Annotated in this window: 18 protein-coding genes; 1 reads left to right on the top strand and 17 read right to left on the bottom strand. The window is 39.5% G+C overall.

Annotated features, from left to right (window positions below):
• Nucleotides 1–8: 8 nt before the first annotated feature.
• The 15 genes from OCV60_RS06920 to OCV60_RS06850 all read right to left on the bottom strand — a co-directional run bounded on the left by OCV60_RS06920 (nt 9) and on the right by OCV60_RS06850 (nt 14,150).
• Nucleotides 9–1,289: a site-specific integrase gene (locus OCV60_RS06920; protein WP_262529884.1), complete on the bottom strand. Its 1,281-nt coding sequence runs from the start codon at nt 1,287–1,289 to the stop codon at nt 9–11.
• Nucleotides 1,289–1,498, bottom strand: a complete 210-nt coding sequence (locus tag OCV60_RS06915) for a MerR family transcriptional regulator (protein WP_118674377.1) — start codon at nt 1,496–1,498, stop codon at nt 1,289–1,291. Before OCV60_RS06915 ends, OCV60_RS06920 begins: the two co-directional genes overlap by 1 nt.
• Before the next feature lie 109 nt (nt 1,499–1,607).
• Entirely contained in the window at nt 1,608–1,826 is a 219-nt protein-coding gene (locus OCV60_RS06910) for an excisionase (RefSeq protein WP_118674375.1), read from the bottom strand.
• A gap of 58 nt (nt 1,827–1,884) precedes the next feature.
• Complete coding sequence (locus tag OCV60_RS06905; RefSeq protein WP_118674373.1) at nt 1,885–2,199, bottom strand: phage major capsid protein; 315 nt, start codon at nt 2,197–2,199, stop codon at nt 1,885–1,887.
• Nucleotides 2,200–2,428: 229 nt separating this feature from the next.
• On the bottom strand, nt 2,429–3,196 hold the full coding sequence (locus tag OCV60_RS06900) for a helix-turn-helix domain-containing protein (RefSeq protein ID WP_262529882.1): 768 nt from the start codon (nt 3,194–3,196) through the stop codon (nt 2,429–2,431).
• Nucleotides 3,197–3,411: 215 nt separating this feature from the next.
• Nucleotides 3,412–3,810, bottom strand: a complete 399-nt coding sequence (locus OCV60_RS06895) for a hypothetical protein (RefSeq protein ID WP_262530019.1) — start codon at nt 3,808–3,810, stop codon at nt 3,412–3,414.
• Nucleotides 3,811–4,090: 280 nt separating this feature from the next.
• The gene (locus tag OCV60_RS06890; protein WP_262529881.1) at nt 4,091–4,981 is read right to left on the bottom strand and encodes a Fic family protein; all 891 of its coding nucleotides are present in this window, start codon (nt 4,979–4,981) and stop codon (nt 4,091–4,093) included.
• A gap of 296 nt (nt 4,982–5,277) precedes the next feature.
• On the bottom strand, nt 5,278–6,324 hold the full coding sequence (locus tag OCV60_RS06885; RefSeq protein ID WP_262529880.1) for a Fic family protein: 1,047 nt from the start codon (nt 6,322–6,324) through the stop codon (nt 5,278–5,280).
• Between the two features lie 119 nt (nt 6,325–6,443).
• A complete protein-coding gene (locus tag OCV60_RS06880; RefSeq protein ID WP_117821994.1) occupies nt 6,444–6,818 on the bottom strand; it encodes a DUF4186 domain-containing protein in 375 nt (124 codons plus the stop codon).
• 73 nt (nt 6,819–6,891) lie between these two features.
• The gene (locus OCV60_RS06875; protein ID WP_262529878.1) at nt 6,892–9,906 is read right to left on the bottom strand and encodes a diguanylate cyclase domain-containing protein; all 3,015 of its coding nucleotides are present in this window, start codon (nt 9,904–9,906) and stop codon (nt 6,892–6,894) included.
• A gap of 124 nt (nt 9,907–10,030) precedes the next feature.
• Nucleotides 10,031–10,744 carry a hypothetical protein gene (locus OCV60_RS06870; protein ID WP_021944122.1) on the bottom strand — a complete coding sequence of 238 codons (714 nt, stop codon included), beginning with the start codon at nt 10,742–10,744 and terminating at the stop codon, nt 10,031–10,033.
• Entirely contained in the window at nt 10,741–11,301 is a 561-nt protein-coding gene (locus OCV60_RS06865) for an RNA polymerase sigma factor (RefSeq protein WP_021944121.1), read from the bottom strand. The genes OCV60_RS06870 and OCV60_RS06865 overlap by 4 nt, the downstream gene beginning before the upstream one ends.
• Nucleotides 11,302–11,641: 340 nt before the next feature.
• Nucleotides 11,642–12,484: a class I SAM-dependent methyltransferase gene (locus OCV60_RS06860; protein WP_262529877.1), complete on the bottom strand. Its 843-nt coding sequence runs from the start codon at nt 12,482–12,484 to the stop codon at nt 11,642–11,644.
• Between the two features lie 73 nt (nt 12,485–12,557).
• Nucleotides 12,558–13,193 (bottom strand): TetR/AcrR family transcriptional regulator, encoded by a 636-nt coding sequence (locus OCV60_RS06855; protein ID WP_317258979.1) that lies wholly within the window; start codon nt 13,191–13,193, stop codon nt 12,558–12,560.
• 162 nt (nt 13,194–13,355) lie between these two features.
• Nucleotides 13,356–14,150 carry an ATP-binding protein gene (locus OCV60_RS06850; protein WP_021944117.1) on the bottom strand — a complete coding sequence of 265 codons (795 nt, stop codon included), beginning with the start codon at nt 14,148–14,150 and terminating at the stop codon, nt 13,356–13,358.
• 210 nt (nt 14,151–14,360) lie between these two features.
• On the opposite strand from OCV60_RS06850, the gene OCV60_RS06845 reads away from it, so the two are divergent.
• Nucleotides 14,361–15,035 (top strand): Crp/Fnr family transcriptional regulator, encoded by a 675-nt coding sequence (locus tag OCV60_RS06845; RefSeq protein ID WP_118662616.1) that lies wholly within the window; start codon nt 14,361–14,363, stop codon nt 15,033–15,035.
• A gap of 203 nt (nt 15,036–15,238) precedes the next feature.
• Here OCV60_RS06845 and OCV60_RS06840 read toward each other — a convergent pair whose 3' ends face one another.
• Together OCV60_RS06840 and pflB are read right to left on the bottom strand one after the other, a co-directional pair.
• A complete protein-coding gene (locus OCV60_RS06840) occupies nt 15,239–16,084 on the bottom strand; it encodes a radical SAM protein (RefSeq protein WP_118662615.1) in 846 nt (281 codons plus the stop codon).
• A gap of 391 nt (nt 16,085–16,475) precedes the next feature.
• Nucleotides 16,476–18,752: a formate C-acetyltransferase gene (gene pflB / locus OCV60_RS06835; protein ID WP_021944115.1), complete on the bottom strand. Its 2,277-nt coding sequence runs from the start codon at nt 18,750–18,752 to the stop codon at nt 16,476–16,478.
• Between the last annotated feature and the right edge of the window lie 82 nt (nt 18,753–18,834).

Raw genomic sequence — 18,834 nt, 5'->3', positions numbered from 1 at the left:
CTTCCATATTAAACTACCTTAAACATCTTCTGTGACATCGGTTTCTCCTTCTTCTGCTCAACCTCCGCCTGTGCCTTCCTAAACTCTTCCATCCATTTCAGCTCTTCCTCTGCATCATCGAATCCGATATGCGTGTGCACATTCATTGTGACTGATATATCCGAATGCCCCATGAGGTACTGTAGTGTCTTTGGATCCATTCCCGATTTTGCCATATTCGAGCAGTAAGTATGCCTGCATACATGAGGCGTAATGTTTGGCATCTGCACCCGGTAGATGTCATTGTATCTGCCAACCATATGGTTGAATCGGTGCTGCCAGTGCATTGCCACAAGTGGCATTCCATTATCATCGTAAAACAGGAATCCGCTATATCCGTCTATAGCTTTCTCCACTTTAGGTGCATTTCTGTCCTCAATGATTGCCTGAAACATCTGTGCCACATCCTCTGTGATTGGCAATACTCTTGTTCCGACATCCGTCTTTGTGGTTTCTATGATATATCGCATATCCGATGTTCTCTGCAACTGATGGTCGATGTTCACAGTTCTATTCTCAAGATCAATGTCCCTCAGCGTCAAGCCACAAAATTCTGATATTCGCATTCCCGTATGAAAAAGTATGTACACCACTTCATAGTATTTACAGTACACCACATCGTCATGCACAAATTTTAAGAACTTTCGCATCTGGTCTTTTGTGATTGCCTCTCTTGTAACTGCATCATTTACCAATACTCCGGCAAGCTGAAATCCAAATGGATTCTTTACCAGAATGTCATCATCCACCGCCATCTGAAAGGCTGGTCGCAACACTCCCCGGATGGTATGAATAGAACTGTAACTTTTTCCATCTTCCTGCTGTAATTTGATAAGGAATAGCTTTGCATCGGAAGTTTTCACACTTCGTATCGTCTTTTTGCCAAATGCTTCCTTCGCAAGTAATCTCTGTACTGTAACATATCTCTGTTTCGTGCTTTGCCTTACTCCAGTCTTTGTTTTTAAATATCGGTCTACCAGTTCACAGACAGTCATCTGTCCGTCCACGATATTTACAGGTAAATCCAAATCTGTGTTTACCTGTTTTCCCAATTCACGAAGGGAAAGGCATGGCTTTTTTCCCTTTGGAAGTTTGTCCGTTGACTCCAGTTTCCAACTGTATACAAAATGTGGTTTTCCATCAATGTGATACTTATATTGATATTTCCCGTCTGCCCTTACGCTCTCTCCCGGTCTGAGGACTCTTCTTTTGGAATCCAGCCGTGTCTGTCCTCTTCCTGCCTTTGCCATTATATCCGCCTCCTCAGTTCTGGATGGTTACACAGATACCTTTCAAAGGCTACACGAAGAATCAGCTTGCGTTCTCCGTAATATGCCAGAAAATCTTCTCCATCCGTATTATTCAATAAATCATAAAATTTTCTCCGGCTCAAAACAAAATATTCAATTGCCTCAGAAGGATTTAAAATATCCTTTTCTGCTAAATCTGGTCTTGCCATAAAAGTACTTCCTTTCTTCCAAAAGTGGCTGTTTTCAAGAGTTTTCGGGGTCATCCTATGTTCGCTCTTATGCCCTGTAATAGCAACTACTTTTGGCAGATAAAAGGAACTATATTTCTGAAGAATTAAGGATAAATCCTTCGAACTTCGGGCGGATGATCAGGAATCTGTTTCCGCAGTACACCGCCACTGTTCCAAGGTTATCCTCTGCAATTCTTCTCAGTTTCTTTATACCAATATTAAAATAAGCTGCTGCCTCCTTGATGGTGAGCATATACTTCTCACTAACAGGCACAGCATCATCCTTTTTAGTTTCAACTAAATGCATTATGCCCACCTCCCAACCGGATCAGATTACTCTCCTCCGGCTAATATAGATTTATGTGTTATGAAAGCTTGAGAACCTTAATCGCCTCAGAACGAAGAAGTCTTGCATCAAGATATTCACAAGCTAAATATCCTGTCTGCTGAGAAAGAGCAAACTTCTCAGCAAGTGTTCTAACCAAAATTCCACTTCGATTTACAATCCAGTAATAGCTGAAATCACCAAACGCAATCGGCTTATTTCCATTATTCACATTTGACATGAACTCTGAAATAAATACTGACTTTCCGAAGATAGTATCAGCATTGTGGTTCCAGATATAATTACCATCTGCATCCTTAAGCTTACGAAGAACAAGTGCCGTCTCGTCATTCATTACCCATTCTGCAGTTTGGTTGTATCTCCGCCAATTTCTACGGTAATTCCCTGAATACGGCTTGCCATGAATTCTCACTTCCTCCTAAAAATGTGTACAAAAAAAGGAGCATCTCTGCTCCGTAACAAAGAAAAACACCCGCCATTCCTGACAGGTGTTATCTTAACAATTATGTATTCTATTTTATATTTGTTTCCCTCCAAATATAAAAGAACACAATATAATATAGTTATTCCTTATCATGTAATTTCTTCATTTTTTCTCGGAATTTGATATTTTCTTCTTCAACCAGTCTCAATTTATAATCATATCTATTTTTGAAAATGTCTGCCTGTTCGTATATCCATTCAATATCGTCATATAATTTACTCCCTATGTTGTGTTCAAATTCCTTTTCGAGTTCTTCCTTACTCATTAGTCCATTCGCAATCAGAAGCGAAAAAAGAACATTCCTAGCCGTATTGTAATACAAAATTGTTGTTCCAGGCTTCTCATTCGGCATTTGTCTTAGATACTTTGTTAGTGCATCGTAAACCTTACAGCCACGATTGATTGCCGAAACATCTTCAACAATTTTATCAGGCTTACCAAAATACCCCATTGCCTCTTGAATGCCTTCCATTGTCTCTTTTTTCTTTTTCTTCGCATGAATCATTTGTTCATCTAATGATTCCTCAAAATTAGGATAAGAAAATGATCTATACTTAAAATCATCCTTCATCTCTCCTTGTTTTATAAAACAATAGACTTCCTTTTCATTATCTTGACGACGATAAAGTGCCTTGGAAACAATATACTCTTTATCTTCTTCTGATATATTTAAGAAATATTTCTCATCAACACCAAAATATTTCGATAGTTGACTTAATCTATTTTGTGAAATTGGTTTTACACCATTCTCCCAAGTGCTTATCTGCTGTCTACTAACAGATAAAACACTTGCCAGCTCACTTAAAGAAATATTGCACCTTGTTCTTATAAATTTTAATCCATTCATACTGTTGGTTCCTTCCTTATCTTGATTTTATTGATAAGCGCTTTCAACAATATGAATTGTAGCTTTGGTTGACAGCAAGTGTCAACCTGTAACCCAAGATATTTTCCTAGAACCTATCAAAGTCCTCCTGCGTGGCAACTTCTGAATACTTATAATCATCATTACTGCTTTCAGCATACATGTCATTAACCATACCTATTGTCAGAAGATCTAGATCACGGATAGATAAGCCAATCTGTACACATCTTAGAAGAAATAAGGGTGTTGTCATCTGGCGCTCTATCGGGCGAAGTTTTTTTAAGCGTATAGTTTTCTCCCTTACAGACGCCCAATATATAATGCTTGTATTCATATCCGAGGATATTTTTTAAATCATCAAGTGTAACTTTTTCTCTTTCCTCACAATACTCTGCATACACATCTACAGTGCTAATTTCTTTTCCTAACTCACTTATTATCGGTCCATTAAAAGAAAAACTATTCTTTAAAATACAACCCAAACAATTTCTAAAACCATACGTTGTATATTCTTCAGTATTAATAGCAACACCCGGACATTTTTCATTTATCATTGTTAATATTTGTTTTGGATACTGATACGTAAAATACCCCATAAGTAAAAAAGTCCCACCGGGTTGCGCATAAAAATCAGAGGCGTGGTGGGTTCTGTTAATATTACTGTACAGCATTCAATGTTACTGTCAAGATTTCTTTTGTAAAAAAATCAGCAGCCTTTTTATTTCTTGAAGTTGTGTTATCATTCATCAATTCCTAATTTTCAAAACATATCTCTTGTCATTCCATACATCTTGTCTACCGATCCGATCTTCCAGAAGTAGCATATCCGCATTCACAGGAACTGTCGCACGATATTGTGCCGCAGTATTTTCACTTTTAATATGCAATTCTAAAATAATCCAGGTATGCTTTATATCTATTTTGTGCTGTCAGGCAAGTATCAGTCAGATACCCTTTTTCATTGTCCCATTCTTTCAATCCTCGATAATAAAACATTTTCAAATTATCCTCGATAATAAATGGAACAATATTGTATTTCAAGCACTCCTTAAACATAATCAATCTTCCCACACGACCGTTTCCATCCTGGAACGGGTGAATCCTCTCAAACTTCACATGGAAGTCCAGAATATCCTCAAAGGTCTTTTCTTCTTTGGCGTTGTATTCCGCCAGTAAGGTCTTCATTTTATCGGCAACTTCTTCCGGAAGGGCTGTATCCCTGCCGCCGACTTCATTCGGAAGTTTCTTATAATCTCCAACAGCAAACCATTCTTTTCTAGAATCGCTGGTGCCATTCTTCAAAACCAAGTGAAGTTCTTTGATAAATTTCTCTGTCAAAGTTGCTTTCGCATGATCAATAATCATGTCAATGCAACGGAAGTGATTTGCCGTTTCGATCACATCATCCACATTTAGCACTTCTTTTTCTACGCCAATAGTATTGGTTTCAAAAATATATCGGGTCTGATCGTGGGTCAGCCGACTGCCTTCCATATGGTTTGAATTATATGTTAAATCAATCTGTGTCTTATGATAAATGCCTCCAGCATATTTATTCGCCTTCTCATCCTGCAAAACATCCAATAAGGTCGTTGGTTTTTCTTTCTTCTTGTTAGTGCGCTCCGGCTTTTCTGCATTTTCCGGAATATTCCATGTCTTTCCGGTAAGAAATGCTCCCGGCACACGACCATGGGCACAATAATTTCTTACACTACGTTCAGATACATCCCATTTTTTTGCCATTTCAGCAACTGAAAGATATCGCATCTACCGCTCTCCTCCTTTCACACGATAAAAAGCATATTCTGTGAGCCTTTTATTATCATGATTTCAAAAATCACGTTTACTATAGTTAGTATACCACATTATCGGCAACAAATCCATATTTTGTTTCTATCCTTCTGTTGTTTTTGCCGATGCAGAAAACTCTAAAAAATTACCAACCATCGAATTTGACGGTTGGTAATTATATTTTAGTTTTGGTCATCTGGATAAGTATTCAGACAAAATCCTGTTATGAATCCACCCCTTACCCCAATTCATATTTACAAAAAATCAACCACCTACCTCACCCCAAAATAGCAGGTATTTTTTCCTTTTCCTTCTTTCCTCAATTCTCCTGATGCAACCAATTTTCGCAGTGCACCTTCAATAGAACTGTCACTGAGTGTAGGGCATAGCTCCCGTATATCCTGCTTATTGAAACGTCCAATTTTATTATGACTTGCTCTCCGTACCATTTCAAGTGCAGGTAGTTTTATTTCAACCAACGCCATTCTGTCTTCAAAATCTTTATAGGCAGCAAGGATGGTTCCAAGTAAATATTTGATAAATGGCACTACATCTTCTGTTCCATCATGCCAGCCCGGCTGAGCCGCAACAAGAGCCTCATAGTACAGGTCTTTATTCTTGGCAATCTTTGCTTCCAATGAGACATACTTTCCAACATAGAATCCACTCCGATACAGCAGTAATGCAGTGAGCAGACGGCTCATTCTTCCATTTCCGTCATTGAAAGGATGAATGCATAGAAAATCATGTATAAAAACAGAAATGGCAATAAGTGGCTCCAATTCCATATTTCCTATGACACGATTGTATTCCTCACAGATTCTGTCGAGTGCCTCCTGTGTTTCAAATGGAGCAAGTGGTGTAAACAGCACTTCAACATGTCCATCTGGATAAGTAGCACTAATATAATTCTGTACATTCTTTGTTTGCCCTGCAAGCGGATTGTTCATATGGCTATATAACATCTTGTGCAGTTGCAAAATATAATTTTTTGTAATAGGAATCGCATCAAAGCTATCATGAATAACATTCAGCACATCACGATAACCCGCAATTTCCTGCTCATCCCGGTTCTTAGGTGTTGTCTTTTCTTCAACAAGCTGACGAATTCTGGTACTCGTCGTAACAATGCCTTCAATAGCATTAGATGCCTCGGTACTTTGTATTTTTGCAATCTCTACAAGTTTATCAAGTTCCTCTGGACGCTGCTTCAAATACATCTCCTGTTTTCCAGCTTCTTTATAAATAGCAGCAATTAACCCTAAAATCTCTGAATCCCATTTCTGATATTTAATTGCAGAATAATTGAAGTTTCGCATTCCCTTACTTCTCCTTTCTTTTCCTTAAATAATAGTGTTAATTAAGGGAATAGTCAACAAATTAAGCGAATTATCTCATAGTATTCTATCCCAATTAAAGAAATATTATTTTTACCTATCTAATCCTTATTTCTCTCCATCTCTCTCTGAATCCAGGTCATGATCACATCCACAAGATACTCCTGCTGTATCTGGCTCAATTTCCTGCCCGGCTGTATCTTATGCCATTTTCGGATGCACTCCCTGCAGCAGGTTGCAGTTGCATGCTGTGCGATAAATACCGGATGCCCTTTCATCGGCGTCTGTTTTCCATCGTTTGGAATAACCGCCGGAGCTTCCCGCTTTGCAATGAAATCCTGCGCATGCTGCCTTATAGTATCCAGTCCTTTTTCATTTATGTAATCAATGTCCTTCTGCTTTAAATGAAAGCTGCTTCGGAACTTGGAATTACCAAGTCTCTCAAATAGCTGCTTATACCATTCCTCTTTTGTCATTAAAATTCTCCAAACTTCTTATGGCATCCTAACACTTCCTGTTAGAATGCCATCTATAAACATAAATACTATATTATTTTTCCCCATGCTCCTTCACGACCAGTCTGCCTCTTCCGCTTTCCTTCGCCTCGTATAATGCATTATCTGCTTCCTCATATAACCGGTTAAAGGTTGCTTCTGACTTAGCGATGACTGCGCCCATAGAGATGCCGGTACCTCCCTCTGCAGATTTTACTGTCAGATTTACTTTGTCAAATATCTGCTGGGCATGTTCTTTGATCGCCTTCTCCGGCACACTCTTATTAAAGAACATCATTACCGCAAATTCGTCCCCACCCATACGACTGGCAAAATCTTCATTTCGTAAAGACGCAAGCAATGTCTGGGCGACTAAGATCAGATATTTATCACCATTATGATGACCATAGGTATCATTATATTGCTTAAATTTATCAACATCTATCATGATCATCATTGCATTAAAATCACCTGATAACAGCTTCATCTCCATATCATTCCGAAAAGCCGCATGATTCAAAAGGCCCGTCAGGGAATCTGTACGATATGTATTCTCCCAATTCCGCAATCTGACTTCTGCCTTATTCTGCTCTGCATCTGTCAGGATCTTCATGGAATAAGTACTCGATACATCTGAAATAATAATCTCTGCACGATCCTGTTTAACTGCCGAATCGTAAAAGACACGTCCATAGCAAAAGACATAAATATCCTTTCCATCCTTTCGATGGAGTCTGTGTTCCTGCAATACATATGTACTCTTAGCCAGATTGGCATTTGTCCGGCACAAATATTCTGTCCGATCAGCTTCTGGGATCAGGTCCATCTGATTCATGGAATTTTTTTCTACATCCTCACCGGAATAACCTGTCAGCTTCTCGAAATTATCATCCACAGACAAAATATTCCATGAACCATCCAGCAAATATCTGCTGCATTGCACTGTATGTACACAGAATGCTTCCTGAAGTGTACTGTTATCCTCCGGTTTTGCCACTTGTTTGTGTTGAGGCTTTTCCTTCTCCTGCCTGAACTTATGAACTCCCTTTACGGTATCAGAATAATTCTCTGATATCATTTGAATAAACTCGGAAACAATAAACGGATCAAATTGTGTTCCGGCGCATTTTTTTAATTCTTCAAGTGCATCGGATACAGGCATTCCATTTCTATATGGGCGGTCACTTACCATCGCATCAAATGCATCAACAACAGCAATTACACGTGACAGTACCGGTATACTCTCCCTGCTCAGTCCGTCCGGATAGCCCTTTCCATCCCATCTTTCATGATGATGTCTGATTTCCTCTGCGATCTGCTTCAATTCTACATTACTGTTTGCAATATCGTAGCCCTTTTCAACATGTGAACGCATGATCTTCCATTCTTCATCGGTAAGTTTTCCCGGTTTGTTCAATATCTCCATCGGAACACCGATCTTTCCGATATCATGAAGCAGACAGAGAAGGGACAAGCGGCTTTGCTGTATATCGGATAACTCTATACGTTTACCAAGCTCTGCACCCATAATCTGTGTACGGCGAACGTGATGCTCCGTATCACTGTCACATTCCTCAAGTGCCCGTATCAGAGATGCCAGCATATCCGAATGAATGGATTTGCTGTCTACTAATTTCTTTGTACGCATAGCTTTAGTTGTATTTCGAATGCTTTCAACTATACTGTGTGTCTCATCTTCTACTACACTGACTGCGTACTGAATACTTCCGTCGAACTTCTCCTTAAGTTTTCCGGCACATACTGCCATCTCATCTTCACTGCTTCGGCTACACAATGCTATAAGATGTGCCTCGGTTCCTCTGACATAATATGCCCTTTCAGGAAAACAGGTTCTCATATTTTCCGACAACAACCGGATCTTCTGATCCCCTGCTTTTTTCCCAAGTGTGCTGTTGATAACAGACAAACTATTAATATCACATACAGCAATTCCTACCGGGAACGTAAAATGATCATTTTTTTCCAATGCAAGCTGTTTGAAATTTTCCCATTTCTGAAATCCTGTAAGCATATCCGTCTCAAGTGCGATATCTGTAAATACAAACATCTGACCAATCTTATGGCCGTTTTTATTTTCAAGCTTCTTTACATCACACCGCAATGTCTTTTCTTCCGTTTCCAATTTAACATAGCATTGCAGGGAAAAGCTGTCGTCATCTGATTCCGGATCAAACGACAATCCATATACATCCAGAAAGCTCTGAAGATCTTTACATCCGGTCAACAGTTCTTCTCCCAGGAAAAAATCAGCTCTTTCATTATGCAGAATCAAGCGCTCGTCATCATCAAACAAAACGATGCCCTGCCCTATATTTTCAAATATACTTGTCTTCAATTTATTCAACATCCCATGTGTGGAATAATCAAAGCAGCTCCAATAAATAATAAATGATACTACACTGTATCCTCCGATCGAATAGTCCAGTAAATTCACTACAGATTCGCCCGGTAAAAATAAAAAGATCGCATTTGACCCTACAATAATAAGAATTCCTATGATAACACTTAAATACTGCCAACGATATTCTTGCGGAATCTTGCAAATCTTCCGAATCAATAAACCTACCACCAATAACACCATTACATACGAAAATATCAGATGGAGCTCATACAAGGGCTTCATCTGATAGCTATACTTTGCAATCAGCGTATCCCGTGGTTTATATTCAATTGCAATTTCCATAAATGGATTAACTGCAAACACGATCAATTCATATATACAATATAAAAAGCAGAATGCTAACATCCATTTCCCATATCCGGAAAACTTTCCTTTTGTGAAATAAACCGTGAAAATTAAAAGAGAGACAAGCATAAAATCTATACTTATAAAATATATACTCGACATAGCCGCCATGCACATATAGGAATCACTTATGATACTGATCAGATAACTAATATCTACAATAGCCGCACCCATACAGGCAAACCCCAGAAATCTACCTGTTGTTTTATTCTTTTTAAAAGATTTTACCGCTAATAATATATCTGTAGCAGCAATAATAATTGATATGACTATATATGCATTGATCATAACTGTCTCATTCATAGAAAGCCTCCCATATTCAGGCAAAATCTGAGTTTATTTTACTATTTTTGAGGCAGTATGGCAACACCTATGCGTATCACAAGCGCCGGCAGTTTAGTTGAAATGTAAAAATTCTTGTCGGCTATCACTTTTCGCCACCTGTCGCAAATGGCAAAAATTTTTCCAGTTTCCCATTTGTTTCTTTTAAGATTATCAGATCCTTATACTGCACCTCATTTGCACTATCTTCTATATTTAATGTATAAGAAATATAAGTCTTATCTGCTATCTGATAGGTAGATGCATACTCTGAAAGAGAGTGGTCTGCCGATACATCCGGCATCGTATCTGATGCCTTCTGCATTTCATCATATGTTGCTACTTCTTTAAATTCATCCTTATTTACATCATAAAGATATCTTTTACTGTTATCTGACATATAAAATTCGACAAATTTTCCATTTTCTACAGCTTTCACACAAACATATGGATATCCCTGAATCTGTGTCATATCAAGCGGACGAAAATCACAATATCCAACCAAGTTATTTTTTGAAAAATCATATACCCATATTCCTATGTAGTCATACATAATTATTTTCTTGTCATTACAATATAGGATCTGTGGCATCGTTGCCCCGAGCTGCATATATTCTTTTCCCACTTCAGATGCGATCACCTTATACGCATTTTCTTTTCGATTGCTTATCAATATAAAACATCCGGCAAAAATAAATATAACTATTACTGCCGCAACCGATAACCACTTAATCCAGCCATGTTTTTTCTTTCTATCTACTTCAGTTATATATCGGCCATCCAAATCCTGCAACAGCTCAAACATATCTTCTCTGTTCATAATTCGAACCCCCTTTCTGACAAATATATGCGTAATTCTGCCCGCATTCGATTTAATATCACCGATACATAATTCTCCGTCATATTATACCTGTCAGCAATATTTCTAATGCTATCCGCATACCAGTATCTGCATACAAATAATTGCCTCTTTCTTTGGGATACATTTGCCAGATACTCATTTATAGTTCTAATTAATTCTTTCCGTTCTACTTCATCCACAGGAGTATTTCTCTCTGAAATGATATCTTCTAATTCATCTAAGATCAATTTCGTTTGTCCTCCACCCCTTTTGGTCGCCGTGTTTTTCTTATATCTGTCAAATGAAAGATTTCTTACAATTTTCCCTAGATAAGTTGACAACCTAACCGGTTTTTGCGGTGGTATTGAATTCCATACCCGTAAATAAGTATCATTTACACATTCCTGTGCATCCTCATAATTTCCCAGAATATTATTTGATATTGCATAACAGTACGCCTCATATTTTTCCTTTGTTTTCAAAATCGCATTTTCATCTCTATCCAGATACATCTGAACAATCACCTTGTCATCCATTCAAATACCTCCTTCTATCTATATACACGACTTTTCAACAAAAATCTTACAATATTCTTTATCTCTCCCCCACCGAATTTTCCAGCACTCCATAAATGCAATCAAAGCAGCCGGTTCCGCTTCGTATTGCGATTAAACCGGCTGCTCCATCCATTCATCGATTACAACAAGGTCCCGGCAACAACATCAAAGTCTTACCGATCTCAAGCCCTTTTTCGTCAAATCTCATAACTGCCTTCTGTCTTTTTATTTAAAAAAAGAGAGATGTCTCGCTTTTTTCAAAAATACATCAACAAAAAAGATATTGTCAAGTTTTTTCCAAGCTCCTATTGTTTATAAATTATCGTTTATTCAGTACCAGAATCTTGTTTGAAAAATTCCTTACAGACGGAATCTTTCCAAGCACTTTATATATGGAAGCAAATTCTTTCATCCCCTCTACCAGACTGATATCTCTTTCGCTCCGGAAAGAAGGTGTAACACTCTGAAATGCTTTTCCACTTTTCACACCCCAGATGAATTTCGCCCGGCTTCCCTCTATGGACTTCTCTTTCATATGCTTCACAACAAATGGTGCCATTACCTCAACCAGAACCTTTGCCTGTGTAAATGTCTGATCAATGATCTCAAACATCTTCCGCACATCCTGCTCCGTTAAATACATCGTAAGACCTTCGATCACCACCAGAACCGGTTCTCCATGATACTCGATATCCACCGTATAAGATGGATCAGTTGCAGACTTTGCGATCTGGTAAACCGGACCATTCTCCTCAAGGAAACGGCTTCGGATATCCATGGTCTCCGGAAGATCGATATTGTACCAACGCTGATATTTTCCCTTCATCCGGTAGCAACGGGTATCCAGTCCGCAGGCAATATTTACAACAATGGCATCCGGGTGTTTGGTCAGATAATCATTTACCAGACGATCCAGCACGATCGTTCTCGCAATTACACCGCTGCTCATCAGCTTATCGGATTCTGCTTTTGAGAAATCATAATCTAACTGTGATACGATCTCGATCGCTTTCTTATCATAGATATGGTGATTCTCTTTTTCGGATTCTGCCGCTCTTGCAAATAAAGTCTGCAGCATCGTCTCCGGTACTCCCTGTACTCCTACCTTTGTTTTAGCCTGTTCTCCTGTTGTTCCTGTCTGCATTACTTTTCCTTCACTCATAGCTAATTCTCCTTTTCTGTGTTTGCATAACAAATGTTATTTTTTGTTATGTTGTAAAAAAAGAACCCCACAGCTATATGCTGTGAGGCTCTCTTAGATTCTGTATTAATTTGTCTGTTCCACCCATTGAGTAGATCCCGATCTTCTCAACCAAATACAAACTATCTTCCATACTATAATTTCCTTTAATAATCTCCAGACATCCATCCAAACGGATCTTTGCCAGTATCTTTACAAGCTTTTCATCCGGCTCGTAATCCATCCGGCTCTTATAAAATGTATATATGGACTGCTCCATCAGTTGTTCTACCTTGGAGCGATACATCTCATAACAGCTTCCCTGCGCCTTTTCCAGAATGATCACCGCTTCCTTCCGATGTTCCAGAATAAACTGCATCATCTGGACATCCAACTGTGTGCCAAGCTCCGGTTCTGCAAGCTCTAACTTCATATATCTGACAAGCAATTCTTCATATTGAACGACCAATGGTTCAAATATCTCCCGAAACAATGCTTCTTTATTCTTAAAATAAAAATACATTGCACCGGTCGTAACTCCTGCCCGACTGCAGATCGTTCGAAGACTTGCTTTGTTATAGCCATGCATGAAGAATTCGTCTAATGCTGTCTGTTTAATTTTCTCTATTGTGTTTTCCTGATCATTCATCATAACACATGTTATGTTAGATACTTCTAACCAAAATGTCAAGTATTATTTTCCGGTCACGCCCTTTACCTTATAATTTCTGACACCCGAAGCCTTCTTCTCTTTTATTTTTCTGTCACCCGACATATTTTCCTGCAAAATCTGTGTCCTCTATCCCACATGATCTTACATTAGCAACAGTAAAACAATATACATTTATTTTACTTACATAATCTTTCCATCTGTTGAAATTGTAACTACATTCCACGGAAGGAATTTTCCGCTGTTCTGAAGCGCATTCTTTACAGCCATCTCAATACCACCACAACACGGAACCTCCATTCTTACAACCGTAATGCTCCGGATATTATTATTCCGGATGATCTCTGTCAGCTTTGCAGAATAATCTATCATGTCAAGCTTCGGGCAGCCCACCAAAGTGATATGTCCCTTAATAAAATCCCGGTGGAAATTCGCATATGCATACGCTGTACAATCCGCCGCAACAAGCAGCTTTGCTCCATCAAACCAAGGGGCTGTCACCGGAACAAGCTTAATCTGTACCGGCCACTGGCGCAGCTCTGACTCCTGCTGTCCCATCATCGATGCTAACTGCTGTGCAAGCTCAGGTGATATTGCACCATTCTGCGCAGTCTTACTCCCAGCTTCAACAGCTCTTGTCTTTTTGTCATACTGGTCTCTGTTAAATGTTTTCATAGCCGTACCCGGACAACCACATGGCAGAGGTTCTCCTGATGGATTGCCTGCTTCATTTGCCATCTTCTCAGCTTTTGCCGCCAATACCGCCGCCTCATCATAGTCTGCTGCTTCACGCTCAACAAATGTAATAGCCCCGGTCGGGCAGGTTGGAAGACAGTCTCCCAGTCCGTCACAATAGTCATCCCGAAGCAGCTTTGCCTTACCATTCACCATCCCGATCGCGCCCTCATGGCATGCCGATGCACATGCCCCACAGCCGTTACACTTTTCTTCATTAATTTCTATAATCCTGCGAATCATCATTTTTCCTCCTGAATACCCGATACCTGATCATTCTATGATATTTGCTGTTATATTTGTCGCTTCATTGATGGACAATATACATCATAGCTTTCTTTCATCACTTAACTGTCAATCAGGTTCTTGATTTTATGTGCTTATTCTAATATACTTATTTCAAAATGTATGTTGGATTTCCAACAAAATAACATTTAAGGAAATGGAAATTTTATGAACAAATCTGATCTTACATCCTATATTGATACCCTGTCAGCCTGTCGCCTGTTTACCGGCATCGATGAACAGAATCTGCCGGCCATGCTTACATGTCTGGATGGAAACCATATTCATGTAAAAAAAGGGAATCCCATATTCGTAGAGGGCGATCCAGCTCGCTTTATCGGAATCATCCTTACCGGAACAGCGCAGGTGATCCGAGAAGATTATTATGGAAACCGAAGCGTTATGACAAATTTACAACCCAGTGATCTGTTTGCAGAAGCCTTCTCCTGCGCAGGTCTTTCTACTGTACCAGTCAGCGTCTTTGCCATGACTGACAGTGATATTCTGCTTCTGGACTGCCATCATCTTCTGACCTCATGTTCGAATTCCTGTGATTTTCACAATACCCTGATCCGGAATCTGCTGCATGAAATTGCCCGGAAAAACCTTGCGTTAAATCAAAAAATACGCTATATGTCAGAGAAAACAACCCGTGATAAATTAATGGCATACCTCTCCGATCAGGCAAAACAGAATCATTCGGATACCTTCACGATTCCTTTCAATCGTCAGGCACTCGCAGACTATCTCGGTGTAGAACGCTCCGCCATGTCCGCTGAAATCAGCAAACTAAAAAAAGACGGAATCATTGACACTCAAAAGTCAACCTTCCGCCTACTCTAAAAACATGCTTGCAAAGAGCATACCTTACTATATAAGTTTATGGCATAAAAATGGAAGATGAATTATTATTATGCAGCAAGCCTTTCCGAGCGCCGGTACTTAAGTTACGTCTTTCGTAACTTTACGTACCGCTGCGCCGAGGAATAGAGCGAAAGCGTCTTGCGAAATAATAAGTAATTTCATCTTCCATTTTTATTCACAGCCTAATTTTCAAGAATGCTCTTTGCAAGCTTCTGCTGCTCCTCTGTTGGAGGATCGATTCCCTCTAATTTATAAGGAATTCCAAGTCTCTCCCACTCCTGAATACCCAGCTTATGATATGGAAGTACCTCTACCTTATCCACTGTTTTAAGAGTATCTATAAATTCTTTTGTCTTCTTCAGATCATCCTCATCTGTCGTAATTCCCGGAACAAGTACATGTCTGATCCACATATGCTTGCCATGATCGGACAGATACTGTGCAAGCTCCAGAATATTCTGATTTGAGAACCCTGTTAATTCACGATGCTTATCATCATGAATCTGCTTAATATCAAGCAGAAAAAGATCTGTAAGGCTCATCAGTTCATTGAACTTTGAGAAGAACGGTTCTTCTCTGGTAAATGGATTTCCGGCCGTATCGATCGTAGTATGGATACCCTGCGCCTTCGCAAGCTTAAAAAATTCGATCAGGAAATCCATCTGAAGTAAAGCTTCACCACCGCTTACAGTGATACCACCCTGACCTTTCCAGTATGGCTTATAACGAAGTGCCTGCTTTAACAGATCTTCCGGAGTTCTGGCCTCGATCTTAACACCTTTATCTTTGAGCAGTTTTGTATTCTCTTCAATTTTTTTCTCAAGTGCTTCTCTTTCATCATCGCTGACATCGTCAGCATACAGTCTGCTGTAATCTGTTACAAGATTCCATGTCTCTGGGTTATGACAATATTTGCATCTCATCTTGCATCCCTGTAAAAATACAACAAATCGAATTCCCGGACCATCGACTGCTCCAAAGCTTTCTGTTGAATGAATATATCCTAAAATCTGTTTCTTTTCCGGCATGTTCCACCTCTAAGTTCTTTCTATTATTTTACACAATTACACATTAAACAACCACGACTATGCATCTGTTTCCACCACTCACAGCTTCATAGCCTCTTTCTATTTTCTCTCTGATACACAATTTTCATACATGATATAATGAACGCAAAATTATTTGCTCGCAAGGATGCTGATTTTGCGAAATGCATAGAATGTGCGAAGCACATGATATAATGAACGCAAAATTATTTGCTCGCAAGAATGCTGATTTTGCGAAATGCATAGAATGTGCGAAGCACATGATATACGGATAAAAATCCGTCTGCCTTATGCTGTAAAAAAGTCCCGGAGATAGACTCCCCGGGACTCCAATCTTTTACTTATCTGTTAAAACATTCAGACTGTGTAAGATTTACAGTGAGTCATGGAATGTTCTGTTGATAACGTCGAGCTGCTGCTCACGTGTAAGTGAGATAAACTTAACAGCATATCCTGATACACGGATTGTGAAGTTAGCGTACTCTGGCTTATCCGGATTCTCCATTGCATCAAGGAGCTTATCCTTACCGAATACGTTTACATTTAAGTGGTGAGCACCCTGATCGAAGTATCCGTCCATAGCGCTTACAAGCTTCTCAGCTCTTTCTTCCTCGTCATGTCCGAGTGCTGATGGGTTCATTGTCTGAGTATTTGAGATACCATCTAATGACCACTCATAAGGAATCTTAGCTACTGAGTTCAGTGAAGCAAGAAGTCCTGATGTCTCTGCACCGTAACTTGGGTTAGCACCTGGTGCGAATGGTGTCCAAGCACGTCTTCCATCCGGAAGGTTACCTGTGTACTTACCATATACTACGTTTGATGTAATTGTCAGGATAGATGTTGTAGGCTCTGAATTACGATATGTGTGTCTCTTCTTGATGTCTGTAAGGAACTCATGAAGAAGCCATACACCGATGTTATCAGCTCTGTCATCATCATTACCATATTTAGGGAATTCTCCCTCGATCTCAAAGTCTTCTGCAAGACCTGTTTCTGCGTTACGAATAACCTTAACCTTAGCATACTTGATAGCTGACAGTGAGTCGATTACGTGTGAGAATCCGGCAATACCTGTTGCAAATGTACGACGTACATCTGTATCGATAAGTGCCATCTCTGCTGACTCATAGTAATACTTATCATGCATGTACTGAATCAGGTTCAGGATATTTACATAAAGTCCTGCTAACCAATCAAGCATCTTCTTGTACTTAGCAAGAACTTCATCATAGTCAAGATACTCTGCAGTAATTGGAGCATACTCAGGACCAACCTGCATTGGCTTACCTGTCTTCTTGTCTAAGAACTTCTCATCTTTACCACCGTTGATAGCGTAAAGGAGACACTTAGCAAGGTTTGCACGAGCTCCGAAGAACTGCATCTCTTTACCTGTCTGTGTAGCTGATACACAGCAGCAAATTGAATAGTCATCACCCCAGATAGGCTTCATAACATCATCATTCTCGTACTGGATTGAGCTTGTTCTTACTGAGATCTTAGCAGCATACTTCTTGAATGTATCCTGAAGAGCTGAAGAATAAAGAACTGTAAGGTTTGGTTCTGGAGCCGGTCCCATGTTCTCAAGAGTATGAAGGAATCTGTAGTCGTTCTTTGTAACCATTGAACGTCCGTCAACACCGATACCACCAACTTCAAGTGTAGCCCATACAGGGTCACCTGAGAACAGTTCGTTGTATGACTTAATTCTTGCGAACTTAACCATACGAAGCTTCATTGTGAAATGATCGATAAGCTCCTGAGCCTCAGCCTCTGTAAGCTTTCCGGCCTTAATATCTCTCTCAATATAAATATCAAGGAATGTTGATACACGTCCTACTGACATAGCAGCACCATTCTGAGTCTTGATAGCTGAAAGGTATCCGAAGTATAACCACTGAACAGCTTCCTTAGCGTTTGAAGCAGGCTTAGAAATATCATAACCATATGACTGAGCCATAACCTTCATCTCCTGCAGACGTCTGATCTGCTCTGCAAGCTCTTCTCTCTGACGGATAACATCATCAAACATATTACCATCGCCACAGTTTGCCTTATCTTCCTCTTTCCAAGCGATCAGCTGATCGATACCGTAAAGAGCAACTCTTCTGTAGTCACCTACGATACGTCCACGTCCATAAGTATCAGGAAGACCTGTTACGATATGTGTATGACGTGCAGCTTTCATCTCTGGTGTATAGGCATCAAATACTGCCTGGTTATGTGTCTTGTGATACTCTGTAAAGATCTTATGGAAGTTCTCGTTTGGCTTGTAACCATACATCTCAAGAGCTTCCTCAGCCATCTTAATACCACCATAAGGCATGAATGCTCTCTTAAGTGGTTCATCTGTCTGAAGACCAACAACCTGCTCAAGGTCCTTTGTCTCAGGATCAATATATCCAGGGCCGTATGCTGTGATGCTTGATACAACATCAGCATCCTCCTTTAATACACCGCCGTTATCTCTTTCTGCTTTCTGAAGAGCCTGAAGCTTGTCCCAGAGCTTGTTAGTAGCATCTGTTGGTCCAGCAAGGAAGCTCTCGTCTCCGTCGTACATTGTGTAGTTGTTCTGGATGAAGTCTCTGACATTACATTCTTCTTTCCAGAGTCTACCTGTGAATGAATCCCATTCCTGGTTCTGTAACATAATAATTTTTTCTCCTTTCAATTTTATATTATGTGAATATATAAAACACTCTAATGGTATTATACAGAATCTTTTTTTATAA

Origin of the sequence: Coprococcus ammoniilyticus (assembly GCF_025567345.1) — a bacterium.
Taxonomy (GTDB): domain Bacteria; phylum Bacillota; class Clostridia; order Lachnospirales; family Lachnospiraceae; genus Coprococcus; species Coprococcus ammoniilyticus.
The sequence above is the reverse complement of the archived record's forward strand: the minus strand, read 5'-3'. Positions and strand labels throughout refer to the sequence as shown.

Excerpts from the sequence above, each read along its gene's own strand:
- OCV60_RS06920 (WP_262529884.1), bottom strand. The coding sequence starts at position 1,289 with ATGGCAAAGGCAGGAAGAGGACAGACACGGCTGGATTCCAAAAGAAGA.
- OCV60_RS06915 (WP_118674377.1), bottom strand. The coding sequence starts at position 1,498 with ATGGCAAGACCAGATTTAGCAGAAAAGGATATTTTAAATCCTTCTGAG.
- OCV60_RS06910 (WP_118674375.1), bottom strand. The coding sequence starts at position 1,826 with ATGCATTTAGTTGAAACTAAAAAGGATGATGCTGTGCCTGTTAGTGAG.
- OCV60_RS06905 (WP_118674373.1), bottom strand. The coding sequence starts at position 2,199 with ATGAATGACGAGACGGCACTTGTTCTTCGTAAGCTTAAGGATGCAGAT.
- OCV60_RS06900 (WP_262529882.1), bottom strand. The coding sequence starts at position 3,196 with ATGAATGGATTAAAATTTATAAGAACAAGGTGCAATATTTCTTTAAGT.
- OCV60_RS06895 (WP_262530019.1), bottom strand. The coding sequence starts at position 3,810 with ATGGGGTATTTTACGTATCAGTATCCAAAACAAATATTAACAATGATA.
- OCV60_RS06890 (WP_262529881.1), bottom strand. The coding sequence starts at position 4,981 with ATGCGATATCTTTCAGTTGCTGAAATGGCAAAAAAATGGGATGTATCT.
- OCV60_RS06885 (WP_262529880.1), bottom strand. The coding sequence starts at position 6,324 with ATGCGAAACTTCAATTATTCTGCAATTAAATATCAGAAATGGGATTCA.
- OCV60_RS06880 (WP_117821994.1), bottom strand. The coding sequence starts at position 6,818 with ATGACAAAAGAGGAATGGTATAAGCAGCTATTTGAGAGACTTGGTAAT.
- OCV60_RS06875 (WP_262529878.1), bottom strand. The coding sequence starts at position 9,906 with ATGAATGAGACAGTTATGATCAATGCATATATAGTCATATCAATTATT.
- OCV60_RS06870 (WP_021944122.1), bottom strand. The coding sequence starts at position 10,744 with ATGAACAGAGAAGATATGTTTGAGCTGTTGCAGGATTTGGATGGCCGA.
- OCV60_RS06865 (WP_021944121.1), bottom strand. The coding sequence starts at position 11,301 with ATGGATGACAAGGTGATTGTTCAGATGTATCTGGATAGAGATGAAAAT.
- OCV60_RS06860 (WP_262529877.1), bottom strand. The coding sequence starts at position 12,484 with ATGAGTGAAGGAAAAGTAATGCAGACAGGAACAACAGGAGAACAGGCT.
- OCV60_RS06850 (WP_021944117.1), bottom strand. The coding sequence starts at position 14,150 with ATGATTCGCAGGATTATAGAAATTAATGAAGAAAAGTGTAACGGCTGT.
- OCV60_RS06845 (WP_118662616.1), top strand. The coding sequence starts at position 14,361 with ATGAACAAATCTGATCTTACATCCTATATTGATACCCTGTCAGCCTGT.
- OCV60_RS06840 (WP_118662615.1), bottom strand. The coding sequence starts at position 16,084 with ATGCCGGAAAAGAAACAGATTTTAGGATATATTCATTCAACAGAAAGC.
- pflB (WP_021944115.1), bottom strand. The coding sequence starts at position 18,752 with ATGTTACAGAACCAGGAATGGGATTCATTCACAGGTAGACTCTGGAAA.